13 protein-coding genes and 1 tRNA gene are annotated in these 14,184 nt (G+C 31.5%); 7 read left to right on the top strand and 7 right to left on the bottom strand.

Annotation, left to right across the window (positions count from 1 at the left end; translation table 11 throughout):
• Positions 1-16: 16 nt before the first annotated feature.
• A complete protein-coding gene (gene tadA, locus H6622_03090) occupies positions 17-1,450 on the top strand; it encodes a Flp pilus assembly complex ATPase component TadA (GenBank protein MCB9060491.1) in 1,434 nt (477 codons plus the stop codon).
• Here the strand turns inward: tadA and H6622_03085 are convergent, their stop codons facing one another.
• Together H6622_03085 and H6622_03080 are read right to left on the bottom strand one after the other, a co-directional pair.
• On the bottom strand, positions 1,451-1,837 hold the full coding sequence (locus tag H6622_03085; GenBank protein MCB9060490.1) for a hypothetical protein: 387 nt from the start codon (positions 1,835-1,837) through the stop codon (positions 1,451-1,453).
• A 68-nt stretch (positions 1,838-1,905) separates the two neighbouring features.
• Entirely contained in the window at positions 1,906-3,096 is a 1,191-nt protein-coding gene (locus H6622_03080) for a pyridoxal phosphate-dependent aminotransferase (protein MCB9060489.1), read from the bottom strand.
• A 52-nt stretch (positions 3,097-3,148) separates the two neighbouring features.
• On the opposite strand from H6622_03080, the gene H6622_03075 reads away from it, so the two are divergent.
• From H6622_03075 to H6622_03065, 3 genes are all read left to right on the top strand, one after another.
• Positions 3,149-4,528, top strand: coding sequence for an FAD-dependent oxidoreductase (locus H6622_03075; protein ID MCB9060488.1), 1,380 nt, complete (start codon positions 3,149-3,151; stop codon positions 4,526-4,528).
• Complete coding sequence (locus H6622_03070; protein MCB9060487.1) at positions 4,525-5,355, top strand: PilZ domain-containing protein; 831 nt, start codon at positions 4,525-4,527, stop codon at positions 5,353-5,355. The genes H6622_03075 and H6622_03070 overlap by 4 nt, the downstream gene beginning before the upstream one ends.
• Before the next feature lie 109 nt (positions 5,356-5,464).
• Positions 5,465-6,040: a superoxide dismutase [Fe] gene (locus H6622_03065; GenBank protein ID MCB9060486.1), complete on the top strand. Its 576-nt coding sequence runs from the start codon at positions 5,465-5,467 to the stop codon at positions 6,038-6,040.
• 63 nt (positions 6,041-6,103) lie between these two features.
• On the opposite strand, the gene H6622_03060 is transcribed toward H6622_03065, so the two are convergent.
• The 4 genes from H6622_03060 to H6622_03045 all read right to left on the bottom strand — a co-directional run bounded on the left by H6622_03060 (position 6,104) and on the right by H6622_03045 (position 9,966).
• A complete protein-coding gene (locus tag H6622_03060) occupies positions 6,104-7,240 on the bottom strand; it encodes a bifunctional 2-methylcitrate synthase/citrate synthase (GenBank protein MCB9060485.1) in 1,137 nt (378 codons plus the stop codon).
• Between the two features lie 9 nt (positions 7,241-7,249).
• The gene (gene prpB, locus H6622_03055; protein ID MCB9060484.1) at positions 7,250-8,155 is read right to left on the bottom strand and encodes a methylisocitrate lyase; all 906 of its coding nucleotides are present in this window, start codon (positions 8,153-8,155) and stop codon (positions 7,250-7,252) included.
• Positions 8,155-9,666 carry an MmgE/PrpD family protein gene (locus H6622_03050; protein MCB9060483.1) on the bottom strand — a complete coding sequence of 504 codons (1,512 nt, stop codon included), beginning with the start codon at positions 9,664-9,666 and terminating at the stop codon, positions 8,155-8,157. Before H6622_03050 ends, prpB begins: the two co-directional genes overlap by 1 nt.
• A 108-nt stretch (positions 9,667-9,774) precedes the next feature.
• Positions 9,775-9,966 (bottom strand): hypothetical protein, encoded by a 192-nt coding sequence (locus tag H6622_03045; GenBank protein ID MCB9060482.1) that lies wholly within the window; start codon positions 9,964-9,966, stop codon positions 9,775-9,777.
• A 124-nt stretch (positions 9,967-10,090) separates the two neighbouring features.
• Between H6622_03045 and H6622_03040 the strand changes: the two genes are divergently transcribed.
• The 3 genes from H6622_03040 to H6622_03030 all read left to right on the top strand — a co-directional run bounded on the left by H6622_03040 (position 10,091) and on the right by H6622_03030 (position 11,459).
• Positions 10,091-10,837 carry a PilZ domain-containing protein gene (locus tag H6622_03040; GenBank protein MCB9060481.1) on the top strand — a complete coding sequence of 249 codons (747 nt, stop codon included), beginning with the start codon at positions 10,091-10,093 and terminating at the stop codon, positions 10,835-10,837.
• Positions 10,821-11,318, top strand: coding sequence for a nucleoside deaminase (locus H6622_03035; protein MCB9060480.1), 498 nt, complete (start codon positions 10,821-10,823; stop codon positions 11,316-11,318). Before H6622_03040 ends, H6622_03035 begins: the two co-directional genes overlap by 17 nt.
• Positions 11,319-11,371: 53 nt before the next feature.
• Positions 11,372-11,459, top strand: a tRNA-Ser gene (locus H6622_03030).
• Between the two features lie 770 nt (positions 11,460-12,229).
• On the opposite strand, the gene H6622_03025 is transcribed toward H6622_03030, so the two are convergent.
• Positions 12,230-13,948: a hypothetical protein gene (locus tag H6622_03025; GenBank protein MCB9060479.1), complete on the bottom strand. Its 1,719-nt coding sequence runs from the start codon at positions 13,946-13,948 to the stop codon at positions 12,230-12,232.
• Positions 13,949-14,184: the final 236 nt, after the last annotated feature.

Below are 14,184 nucleotides of genomic sequence, written 5' to 3'. Positions count from 1 at the left end.
ATTTAAAGGATTAACGATGAGCAATTTTAAAGAATTTCTGCCCGAGTTTTTATTAAACATTAAGATGTGTACAAATTCAGGTCTATCATTTGAACCCTCAGTTCATGAGACGCTTAAACTTTCAAATGAATCAATAAAAGTTGAATTGGAAAAACTATTAAATGATTTCAGGGAAGTTTCTCGTTTTGAAGCTCTCATTAGATTTTATAATCGAAACCCTTCTCCTGACTTAAATTATATAGTCAAAAACTTTATGTTTTGCAGTATGCTTGGAACTTCTTTAGTTGATGTTATTGATTTTTATTTGAAAGAAAGAAATAATTTGAAATTTGAAGTGATTAATTTAGAAGAGTATTTGACTTACTTGGAAACTAAACGCAACAGCTTTCATATTAGAACAGATAAGTCTAAGGCCCGTTCACAAATCGAAAACTATAATGAAATCATTCAAGATATCTATGCAAATGTCATTCAAGAACATTATCTCAATGATCTAGTAGAAAATAAAAGCCTATTAGATAATATTATTAAAGATATCATCAATAGTAATATTGAAAACGGCCTTTATTCAAATAATATTATTAACCGAAAAAATGACTTATTGAATGAAGTGAGAGATCTATGTGATCCAAATGGTTTTGTTTTTAAGTATTTTCAAGATAAAGAAGTGAGTAGTTTTTCTATTATTAATAGTAAGCAAATAATTATTGAAAGAAATGGCAATATTGAGATTCAAGAAATTGAAAGAAGTGACTCTCAAATTGTGAATATAATAGAAAGGTTTATTCATCCAGAGGGATATATAATAGATGAACGTAGGCCAGTGCTGTCTAAGAAATTTATTAAAGGTAGAACATTCACACTGACTGCGGCGATTCCTCCAGTAACATCGGGAGGAGTATTCTTGAGAATAGATAGGGTCGGTAATTTCGATGAGAAGTTATTTGCTGAGAAAATAAATAAAGAAAAAACTGAGAGCAAAATCAGAGATAGTCTTGAATCCAAAAAACCAATAATCATAGCTGGAAGCAATCGGGGTTCATTAATTATGGCCATAGAGAAAATATTTAATGAATATTTTGATGATTCAATGATAACTTCAATAGGGATTGGTCTTAAGATGGATTTACAAATTGAAAATTGTTTAAATTTATCTTTGCCTCAGAGTAATCTTGAGGGAAATAGAAATGTTTCCAAAAAAGAGCTTCAAAAAATTGCTGAAAGTGCAGATCCGGAATATGTCGTTTTAGACAGATTCTGTCCAGAACTTATTCGTGAATTTAGATATGATATTCTTGTCGGAAAGTTGGGACTATGTTTACCCATGAAGACAGATTCGATACAAGCGGCAAAAAAAATATTCTTTTCTGAATTTCCAAATATGGAACATCTAAAACCTCTTTTTATTCAAATTGGAAATTCAGAGGGAATCATTGAAATAGAAGGTTAGTTAAGAATCTTTAAAAGTACACTCACTTGGATAGTGAACATTATCATAAAATACAGAAGAATAGAGATAACTATTTTTTCTTAGGACAATAAGAGTTTTCTTCCCTTCAATAGTAGGAAAGAAATTAAAGGTATCAGTACCAAGATCATAAAAATATATCCCTACATCTTTGATATTTTTAAAAGTTTTCCAACGAGAAATACCTTTTTTTGTTATTTTAATATTTAGATTTGAGATCCATTTGTTTTTCCCATCATAATTGTGAATTTCCCCATTTATCCTCGCTTTGCTTACAAATGGTAACAAAATTGAACATTTAACTTTATACCCTTCAGCGTGAAGTAAATTTGAAAAGATCAGAAAACTAATAAAGATGAAAAATTTCATAATTCAATCTCATATTATGAGACTAATTATGTAAACAAACTTAAACTTACAAAAAAGTAAGAGTGTTGTCATTCAGATGTAAGTTTATCTAGTCGATCTATTAATTCAGAAATTTCGAGGTCATTACGAGCAAAACATATTCGAAAATGCCCTTCAATTTTGTCTGCGAATGCCTCTGATGGGAGAATATTTATTTTGTATTCATTAAATACTTTATCATAAATAGATTGGTTGTTTTTTAGCCTAATTTTATCACCTAAATAGATGTAAATAAATAGACCTCTTTCAGGGTAGAAATATTTTATATTTTTTGAAGTAAAAAAATTTGAGAGTTTTATGTATATTTGGTTAAGTCTATATTGGTTTTCATCTTTTAATTTTTTTATAAAGTCATTATCTTTAATTATATCAGCAATAAGAACTTGGTTGTAATTTGAAACAGTATAAAAATAGGCCAGATTTTGCATGGCCTTAACAAGTTCATTGTTTTCAGAATAGAAGAATCCTGTTTTAAAACCCGATAGAGCAAAGTCCTTGGCCATCGTATAGACAAAATGAATATTTTGATAAGAATTGATTTCGTTTAACAAACTATAAAATTTAGAATCATTTATAGTTGAATGAATATAAACTTCATCGGTAATAATATGGGTATTGACTTCCTTGCAGGCCAATACAATTTTCTTTAAGAAATCTTCTGAAAATATCTTTGAAGTTGGATTATGAGGGTTATTAATAAGGATTGCCTTATATTTGTGATGCAATATCGTCTCTATCAAGTTTTCATCGTAGACAAAAGATTTCTCACTCATCTGATAGGGAACAATATTAACTCCAAATCTTAGTTCCAGATCTTGTGTAAATCCAGTGTAATATGGCGAGGGAATTAGAATTTTATCTCCATCATCAAACAATGTATACGCGATCATTTCTAAGGTTCCTGTTGCTCCATTTGAAACGATCACATTATCTGGATTGTAATTTCTGTTGCAAAAATATTCTTTTAGGAAAGATGTAAAAGACTCTCGCAGTTCAGGTATACCATGCATATAACTATAGTGATTATATTTTGAATGAGTATATTGAAATGATTGAATTTTTTGAAGCAGTAGATCATCGACTAAGAAGTTTTCTGCAGTACCAAAATTCAAAAAACCCTCAGGGTTTTCGCTGGAATAAAGATCGTTTGCTGATTTATAAAAGGCCTCTACAATTTTAGATGGTCTTTGAATAAGTTTCTTTCCTCTTTGAGATATCATATTGTATCCTGGTTTTTTTATATTGAATTAGCCTAATATAGGATATGCCGTTTTGAATGAAAAGAAATTATCAATTCTCATACTTGGTGCTGGCCCTGCAGGGTTAGTCGCCGCACTTAAGTTATCCCAAAATGACTATGAGGTGAAATTAATAGAAAAAAGTAAAACTGTGGGTGGAATGTGTAAAAGTTTATTCATTGAAGACAGTATCGTTGATTTAGGCCCTCACAGATTTTTTTCAAAGTCGCAAGAAGTGAATGAGTTGTGGAAAGAATTTGCACGAGAGGATTTAATAGCAGTTAATCGCCTAACAAGGATATTTTATCGACAGAAATTCTATGACTATCCACTTAGGATTTTTAGTGCTTTGAAGAAACTAGGAATTTATACATCATTTCAATGTTTTTTTTCGATTTTAAAATCTAAAATTTGTCCAAGAAAAGTTGAATCATTTGAAGATTGGGGAATTAATAATTTTGGGATGAAGTTATATCAAATATTTTTTTGTGACTATACTAAAAAACTATGGGGTATAGATCCGAAAGAACTTGATACTGATTTCGCGGCCCAAAGAATAAGAAAAATGAGTTTTAAAAATATTTTAGGTTTCAATAATAAAAGTCGGACTTTGATTGATGAGTTTTATTATTCAAAAAAGGGAACAGGTAAAATATATGAAAATATGAAAGATAGGATTATATCAAATGGTGGCAAAGTCTTAACTGAATCAAAAGTGAGTGAAATTCAAGAATTTGAAGGTAGATATAAAGTTTGTATAAATAACCAATGGGAAAAATTTGATCAAATTATATCTACAATTCCACTACCTGATTTTATTCTGTTATTTTCAAAAAAAACACATTCATTGATAAAACTTTGTCAAAGACTGAAATTTAGATCTACTATACTCGTTTATATCGTTTTACCAAAAGATGATTATTTTAAAGATAATTGGATTTATATTAACGATGAAAAAAAACAGATAGGTAGAGTCACGAATTTTTCAAACTGGGGAAGTTTGAATGAATATTCAAAAAATACTATTTTGTGTTGTGAATTGTGGTGTTCAGAAAACGATCAAATCTGGAATTTAGGAGATGATCAATTATTCAAAATGATTTCTTTAGAATTAGTTGAGATACTTTTTCAGAAAAGGTTTGAAATTATAAACTATAAGATCGTTAGAATTAAAAATTCTTATCCTATATATTACAAGGGTTATAAGGAGGTTATTACTCAGATAGTTGAGCATTTAGATCAACATAGAGGGATTCACTGTATTGGAAGGTCGGGAAGTTATAAATACAATAATCAAGACCATAGTATCTACATGGGAATGAAGGTTGCTAAAAAAATTATTTCTGATTGCAATATTTCACTTTGGGATATAAACTCTAATTATGACGAATATTTAGAGGAGATTTCTAAATGATTTATAAGCCATGGCCCATTATCCTTATAGGGCTTCTGCATATTTTAGAGCCAATAACAAAAATACTTTTTTATAGTATCTTTGAGAGAATTTCCCCGCTTACAGTCGTTGTAGGTGAAATTTCAACCAAAAATTATATTCATATATTTGAGTTTTTTTTCATGTTTCCAATAGCTGGTATTGCAATTTTAAGAGTTAGAAAATGGAGCTTGTGGGTCTTTGCTTTTATTGAAATTTGGATATTTTTTGCAAATATGCCGTATATGAGTATTCTTTTAACTAACGGGGCATATTTGTTATTTGCTTTTTTTATTTTATTTTTTGTACTAAACTGTTTGGTTGTTGTTTACCTTCTTGTTCCGGCCGTTAGAATTGCTTATCTCGATCCATCAATTCGTTGGTGGGAGTCACACCCAAGATATACTAAGGAAATTCCTTGTAGTGTTAACGAAAGTTTTAAGACCAGAATTTTAAATATTTCTAGATCTGGCGTTTTTGTAGAAAAATCTCCTGAATTTGTTAAAGGTGATATTGTCGAAATTGAATTTGAATCATTTGAATATAAACTTAAACTAAAAGCAAAGGTTATTCACAATTTTTCAGTAAACGGAATAAATGGATTTGGACTTCAGTTTGAAGTTGACTCAATGACAGCTTCTGATAAAAAAAATGTTAAAGCTTTAATAAGAAAATTAGATGAATCAGGGGCACCAAGGCGACCTGAAAAGCGCAATGAATTTCTGGCCTTTTTTAGCTGGTTATCCATACTTTTTTCTACAGGTAAAGGTTTATTTCCAGAAAACGATGTCGTGCGTAAGAAACGTTGAATACTGTCACATCTTTAGAGCTTGCTTATTTTCCGCCTAAGCTCTATAAATAGTAATCCAAAACTTTTATTAAACCATGAGAAATCTCATGAAACGAGGGAGCTTAACAATGGCACATAATCTACCAGATCTACCTTGGGAAAAAACAGCACTAGAGCCACATATTTCTGCTGAAACAATTGATTATCACTATGGAAAACATCATAATGCTTACGTCACTAAACTAAATGCAGGAATTGAAGGTACAGAGTTTGCTAAAATGTCACTTGAGGATATTATTCGCAAATCTTCTGGAGGTCTTTTCAATAACGCGGCCCAGGTTTTCAACCATACTTTTTACTGGAACTGTTTAAAACCAAATGGTGGTGGTGAACCTACTGGCACTTTAGCAGAAGCAATTAACAAAGCTTTTGGTTCGTTTGGAAAGTTTAAAGATGAATTCACAAATTCAGCGGCCACAAATTTTGGGTCAGGTTGGACTTGGTTAGTTAAAGACTCTTCTGGATCATTAAAAATTGTAAATACAGACGACGCTGGTTGTCCATTAACAGATGGACTTACACCAGTCCTTACAATTGATGTTTGGGAACATGCCTATTATATAGACTACAGAAATGCTAGACCAGACTATATTAATGCTTTTTGGAATCTTGTTAATTGGGATTTTGCAGCAAGTAATCTTTAAAAATCAAAACTGGTCATCGATTATCGATGACCAGTAATTTATTAAAGGCCTTTCAATTTTTATTTATCTTTCAGATATTTTTTGAACTTTTCTCTCTCCAGGGCCAACATATTGACATAGAGGCCTGATGATTCTGTTGTCATTATGCTGCTCGATAATATGAGCTGTCCATCCTGTGATTCTGGCCATGACAAAAATAGGAGTGAACATATCAATATCAAAACCCATAAGGTAATAAGCAGGTCCTGCAGGAAAATCTAGGTTTGGGTAGATGTTTTTTTGCTCAATCATGGTTTGTTCTAGAATTTGAGAAATTTCATCCCACTTCGTATCACCTTTAAATTTACCAAGATTTTGAGCATATTTTTTCATGGTTGGAACTCTTGAGTCTCCACTTCGGTAAACTCTGTGTCCAAATCCCATGATTTTTCGTTTTTCCTTTAGTGCTGTTAACATCCATTCTTTTGCTTTGCTAGGTTCTCCAACTTCTTTAAGCATATGCATAACTTGCTCGTTAGCTCCACCATGTAAAGGACCTTTTAGAGCACCAATTGCTCCAGTTACTGCAGAATACATATCGGAAGTCGTTGATGCTATTACTCGTGAAGTAAATGTCGAAGCATTAAAACCATGCTCTGCGTATAAAATAAGAGAAACATCGAAAGCTCTAACTATTTCAGGATTAGGAACTTCTCCAAAACACATGTAGAAAAAGTTCTCAGATAAACTAAGATCGTTTTTAGGAGCAATAATTGTAAGACCTTTTCTAGTACGGTAATCAGCAGCGATGATCGTAGGAATTGCCGCCAGAAGTTTTAGAGATTTATCTCGGTTAACCTCTTCAGTATTGTCAAAAGTTCTTTCATCTTCCATCCCAAGAAAACTTACCCCTGTTCGAATTGTATCCATCGGATGAGCAGTTTTTGGGAAATTTTTGATGACATTTACAAGTTCACCAGAAATATCTCTATAAGATCTTTCCTTTTTTTTAAATTCAGCTAACTCAGCTTCATTTGGAAGTTCTCCATTCCATAGGAGAAAAGCAACTTCTTCAAAAGTACAGTTTTCTGCGAGATCTTGAACGGGGTATCCTTTATAAACAAGAGAGTTAATCTCAGGCATAACTTTTGAAATAGTTGTCATGTCAGCAACAACTCCCTCAAGTCCTCTTTTTACATTTACAGTTTTTTGTTCATTCATAAATACCTCTTAAAAATTATTGTCTAAGGAAAAGTTAAAAATATTTTGATCAAATTGGTTGTACTCATCATAACGTAGAATTTCATAAAGGCGTTTACGGTGTTGCATATTTTGCAAAATACCTTCCTGCGAACCTTCTTTGAAAATATGATCAAGTCCATCTTCAACGGCCTTCATGGCCAGTCTTACAGTTGTAACTGGATATATGACAAGATTGTAACCAAGGTTTTCAAGTTGTACTTTATTTAGTAGTACAGACTTTCCAAACTCAGTCATATTTGCAAGTAGTGGAACATTAATATGTTTTCGAAACTCTTCAAATTCTTTTTCATCTTTTAAGGCCTCTGGAAAAATCATTTCTGCTCCAGCATCAACATAGGCCTTGGCCCTATCAATTGAAGCTTGTAATCCCTCAGTTGCTCTTGAGTCTGTTCTTGCAATGATAAGAAAGTTAGAATCTCTTTTTGCTTTACTAGCGGCCTTAATTTTTTTGGTCATACTTGAAACATCTACAAGTTGTTTGTTATCTAAATGTCCACACCTTTTAGGATTCACTTGATCTTCTAGATGACAGCCACTAATACCAGCTTCTTCTAAAAGCTGAACTGTTCGCACGACACTCATGGGTTCTCCAAAACCTGTGTCAATATCAATTATGCTAGGTAATTCAGTTGTTCTGGCAATTTGGTTTCCTCTAGAAACGACTTCAGATAAGGTCGTCATTCCAATGTCGGGTAACCCAAGGTCATTTGCTAAGACGGCCCCAGAGATATAAATACCATCAAACCCTTTTTGTTCAATTAACATTGAAACCATTGGAGAGTAAGAACCAGGAAATCTTAATAGATTTCCTGATGAAAGTTTTTTTCTAAAATCAGCTCTTTTTTCTAGGGCATTTTTTTTTACAAAAAGCATTAAAAAATCCCCCGTTCATCACGAGTTGCTTTTTCTAAAGTTGTGCCATCAACAACAATATTTAAGTCTTTCATTTGTTCTGCAGAGAGTTTTGGAAGATCCTGTACTGTTTTTAGAAATCTTTCACATTCGTTTTGTGAGATAATTCCTTCAGTTAAGGTTTTAAATTTTTTGATATAATTGTCTCTTTTAAAAGGTCTTGCACCAAGAGGGTGAGCATTGGCCATAGCAAGTTCATCTTCAATAACTTCACCATTATTCATTGTAACGACTACTTTTGCTCCAAATGCTTTTTTATTTGGATCTGTTTCATGATATCTTTTTGTCCATTCTGGATCTTCAAGGGTTGAGATCTTATGCCATAGAGTCACAGTGTCTTCTCTTTTTGCTCTTTCTGGAGAATAACTTTTCACGTGATGCCAAGATCCGTCTTGAAGAGCAACAGCAAAAATATACATGATAGAGTGGTCTAAAGTTTCTCTAGAAGCATTTGGGTCCATTTTTTGAGGATCATTTGCTCCAGTTCCAATAACATAATGTGTATGATGTGAGGTATGTAAGACGATTGATTTAATTTCATTTGTATTGTTAATTTTTTCTTTCATTCTAAAAGCAAGATCAATCAGAGCTTGTGACTGATATTCTGCTGAATGCTCTTTTGTATAAGTTTCAAGAATTGCTCTTTTGGGTTCACCAATTTCTGGAATTTCAATTGTATATTTTCCATCTTTTCCGTCGAGCATATAGGCGATGACAGAGTCTTCTCCTTCATAAATTGGAGAAGGCGCACCTTCTCCTCGCATGGCCCTGTCAATTGCTTCAATTCCAATTTTTCCAGCAAATGCTGGAGCATAAGCTTTCCATGAAGAAATTTCACCTTTCCTAGATTGTCGAGTTGAAAAGGTTAAGTGAAGTGCTTGTTGCATGGCCTGGTAAATCGTTTCTGTATCTAGACCTAAAAGTGTTCCCAGGCCTCCAGCGACTGAAATTCCTAAATGTGCAATATGATCTTTTTTATGTTTATGAAGGCAAATACCTTTTACAAGTTGGACTTGAATTTCATAAGCAGTAGCGATAGCTTTTGCTAAATCAGCACCATTTTTTCCAAGAGCTTGAGCGACGGCCAAGATTGGAGGAATATTATCTCCGGGGTGGGAGTAATCTGCTGCAAGAAAAGTGTCATGAAAATCTAATTCTCTTACTGCTGTTCCATTGGCCCAGGCGGCCCACTCAGGTGAAAAAGTTTGATCTTTTGAGACTCCAAATACATTGGCCCCTCTTTTATCTCTTGGGTGTGCTAATGCTTGAGTTCTCGCATTTGCTACAGGTCTTCTATTTATAGCAGCAATGGCCACGGATGCATTATCAATAATTCTGTTTATAATCATATCAATAACATCGTCTTGGATATCAACAGGGTCAGAGGCCATAGCGGCAAATTTCCAGGCAAGTTGACTTTCTTTTGCAAGGTGTTCTTTAGAAGGATAAACTCTCACTTCATGCTTTCTCATCAGTTGGTCCTTTTTTAAATAAATGATGGCAAAGCATACTATTGTAGGGACAAACCATCAATGTTTGTTGGGCCATAGAGTGCAAAAAGAGTGATTAGATAAATGAATTTAAACTAATAATTTCATTAGAAAAATGATAACTGCAAATATTAGTAAAAGTTTAATTAAATCATAGCTACAAATAAAAGATTTGAGACCAGAATTTAATTCTTTGCGGGCCCATTTTATATCTTCTTGTTTTGCCGGAGCGTTGCGACAAATTGCAAAACAAACTTCTATCGCCTTAGTTAAATTTTTCATAGTAATTTCCTTTTGAAAATACTACAGGATTTCAGATATGTAGAAAAGAGTTGAAAAACTTTTCTCTTCTAAGTTATGTGGAAAAGTCTATAATATAAATAGTGATTCATTATCAAAGGTAGTCATGAAGTATAAGTTTTACAATTTTAAATTGCGTCAAGATTTAGATAAAATTAAAATATTCCATTGGGCGCAATTATTTTTTATTTTGCTCGCACTGTTTGCAGGATTGGAGTTTAAAGGTTTTCACTGGCCATTTTTGGTACAGCTCATCGTTTTTCCTGGAATATACTATATTTATTTTACGACAACGAGAAAACTGCTCTATACCCATTGGGCCTTCACATTTTTTATTTCACTATTTCTAATTTCTGGATTATTTGAGGCGGTTTTTATCTATAAAGGACAATCAATTTTTTTATGTTACTTGGCGGCCAGTATTTTTTTAGGTCTGCAATCCTATACGTTATCATCACCAATATATTATCCTCGAGTTAATTGGTGGGAATATGATTTTAGATACAGGGATGATGTTAAGGTTATTGTTAATTTAAAGGATAACGATGAAGAAATACAGGGCAGAATGACTGATCTAAGAAGGGGAGCAGGATGTATTGTAATGTTTAAAAAACTTAGAGAGGGAGAAGTCATAATTGTAAAAGTCCGTGACACATTTAAAGAATTAATTTTTGAAGCAAAAATTGTTTCTTCTAGAGAGTACTCCATAGGGAGAGGTATTACTTATGGTGTAAAGTTTGATTTGTCAGAACCAGAAAAAAGAAAAGATTACAAATATTTTAGACAATACTGGCGAGATGAACGTAAAACAAAAATAAAAACAAAGTTAAAATTAAATGGAAAGACTTCATGATTTGGAATGGGCCATGGGTATTGCTTTAGAGCAGGCCGATTTGGCCTATCGTGAAAATGAGGTACCTATAGGTGCTGTCGTTTTAGATAAAAGTGGAAAGATTATATCAAAGGCCTACAATGTTAAGGAGCATAATTATGATCCATGTGGGCATGCTGAAATTCTGGCCCTACGAGAGGCGTGTCAAAAACTCAATAGCTGGCGTTTAATTGACTGTGATGTCATTGTCACTTTGGAACCTTGTCCAATGTGTTTGAGTGCTTTGCAACAGACCAGGATAAGAACTTTAGTTTTTGGTGCGTATGATCTCAAAGGGGGCGCGATTTCTTTGAGATATAATATGCACAAGGATAGTCGTCTCAATCATCAATTTAGCGTTATTGGTGGACTCAGACATTTTGAATGTTCCAAACTGTTATCAAATTTTTTTAAAGAAAAAAGAGAGACTTATAAGACGAATAAAAAATTCAAAGAGACTTAGTGCAGATACACATTGCTTAGGTAGTATATTTTTGCTAAAAACACGTTTTATGTGGAGAATTGGCCGAGTGGTCGAAGGCGCACGCTTGGAAAGCGTGTAAGGGGCAACCCTTCGGGAGTTCGAATCTCCTGTTCTCCGCCATTTCAAATACTTATCTACTTCTATTTTTAGAAATATTTTATGCGCGCAAGTTTTGATTAACTCAACGAGTGAAAATACTTCTCTATCGAGCTTTTAAATTTACCTTCAAATTGGAAAAACATGAATTCAATAGAAAGCTTTTTCCAATCAGATTTTTAATTTTAAAAAATTTAGGCCAAAGAAATAGAGATATTTTATTGGAGGCAAATATTTCCAACGTTTTTATAAATTATGAAAATTTTCAATCTATTTAGGTTTTTAATTTATTGAGATAATTATTCATGTTTTTTAAATGATAATAATATTTGTTATTGGTTCGTAAAAAATACTTTTAATCTTGAACTTTTTAATCAAGAAATCAACTCGTAAACTTTTATTAAATAATAGAGAAAACTAGCATGAGTAGATTTCTTACATTAAAATAACCACATAAATGGATTCATTTGAACAAACATTTGATACTTAAAAATATTATCTGTGTAAGAATCGTAAAAATAGATAGTGATAGAAGTACAATCCTTTCGTTTTCTATATTAGTAAATTCGATAAACGGAAGTAAAAAATAATCCATATTAAAAATTGAGGAGAAAAAACTTTGTTGCATATAATAAATGCACTGAATAGGATTATTGCAATTTTTCCGTAATGTTTCTTTATCTAAAGAGTATTTTTAATTATATAAATTATGTAAATAAAAAATGAACTAAAAAAAAGCATCAGTAATACATTTTTAAAGGAAATTCCATTCTAAGATGAAATGCACCCAATTATTAATGAGAAAATTTTGAGAGAGAGATCATTTGTAAAATATTTGTACATATAAAAAGCCCTGACCACAAACTTTCTGCCTGAACCCCTCTTAGACCGTGATAGGTGATAAAACTAAAAAGATGACTTTTAAAAAGGACAACAAAAAATACAAGTGGAATAAAGAAAAAAAAGATTAACTGTTTGAATTTTAATTTAACTGATTGATGACCAATGAAAAGACTTGGAATCAATATGATAATACTACTTATTTTAAAAAATGCACTCATCGCCAAGTAAAAGAGAGATTTTTTTTCATCTGAGAAGAAATAGATTAAACAAAGAGATGTTAAAATAGAGAAAATAAGGTCTAATCGATCATAACTTAGATGTCCAATTACTAAAGGTAAAACTAGATATAAAATCGTTTTGAAATTATTCTTTATAAATCCATTTTTTTTCAAAAATTTATAGTGCCATAAGTCTAATGAAAAAATAAAAAGGTGAAAGATTGTCCTATAAAAATGAAAGTTACTAGAAGAGGTCTTCTGTGTAACAATGTCAGGGAGATAGATAGGAATTAATGACAGAGGTGGATACTCAAAATTGAAATTTATATAAGGTATTTTACCTGAAGATAAAAGACTCGAGATCCACTGATAATAATGGACATCTGACAGATATGGAGCAAGGTAAAAAATAATTAATACTCTTGAGAGAAAAAAGAATGTATCATTCAAGTCAAAAAAGCTTAATAAATGAAAATTTGAGTCTATAGCATAACTAATTATAATTAATCCAAAAGCAAACCAAAAGTAGTTGAAGTAAGAATAGTCTGCAAAAGAAAAAGCAAAAAATAAGATATACCCAACAAATCTAATAGAATCACTTATTCGCATTTTGTTTGAAAATTGTTTCCATAAAATATATGGATAAGCTCCTAGGCATAAAATAAATGAAATAAATGAAATTTTAAACTTCGTTCTTAAGTAAAACCAATTGGTTAATGTGAAACCATCTGATCTTAGTATGTTTGTTAGTGGATTTTTATAAATGTCTGGATTTTTAAAAAAGTGTAGGCCAATTTGACTCCCTAAGAAATTTTTCCAATCTAAGATTAAAAAAAATAAGCAAACAAGAAGTGCAATGATAGTTGATTTTAGTGTTGTATAAAGGATGTTTTCTGAACTTTTAAAAGACATATAAATTATAAGGAGAGGAACAACGGGAATAACATATAGCTTTGTCATGAAAATGAGTGAGGATAAAATATAAAATAATATTTTATAGTTCTTTTCTGTGCAATACAAACTTAGAATAATGAGAAAGATAGGTATTATATCATTCCAGGCCTGTTCAATCATAAATGAGTTGGTTGGAACGGAAAGTAATAGAATAGGCACAAAATATTCTAAAAATTTAATTCTTTTTATTTTTAAGAATAAGTGTGTAATCACTGCAAACATGATTAGTGCAAATATAAGACCAAATCTAATATCTAGCCCAAGGAGTCCGAAAGGAGCACAAAAAATAAATGGTGTAGGAAGATAATTATAATTAACTCCAAACGGAGTAATTTTATTTTGAATTTCAACAGGATAAATATTTATATATTCAATTGTATATGGATTTTTGAAATTTAAAAAAGCTTGGACTGCTTGCTCTTGTTTGGTCCAAACATCTATTATAGGATTAGGGGCAATAAATGGAACGAGTGAATATGAAATTGCAAATACAAACACAATAACATAGAACAAGGTATTTACATATTTATACTCCCTCTTGTGTAAATATATAAATAAAAAATTTAAAAAGAAAATAAGTGTAAAAGAATAAATCTGATATGATGTCAAAATGTCATTTTTAGAGTATATTAGATATTCAAATAAGATTGCTGGTCTAAAGATATTAATTACTAGAAATAATTGAATGATCACAAATATTACCACTTTGAAATACTTTATTGGGACTTCAATAT

The organism is Halobacteriovoraceae bacterium (assembly GCA_020635115.1).
GTDB lineage: Bacteria > Bdellovibrionota > Bacteriovoracia > Bacteriovoracales > Bacteriovoracaceae > JACKAK01.
Note: the sequence above shows the minus strand (reverse complement) of the source record. Positions and strands in the feature narration are given on the sequence as shown.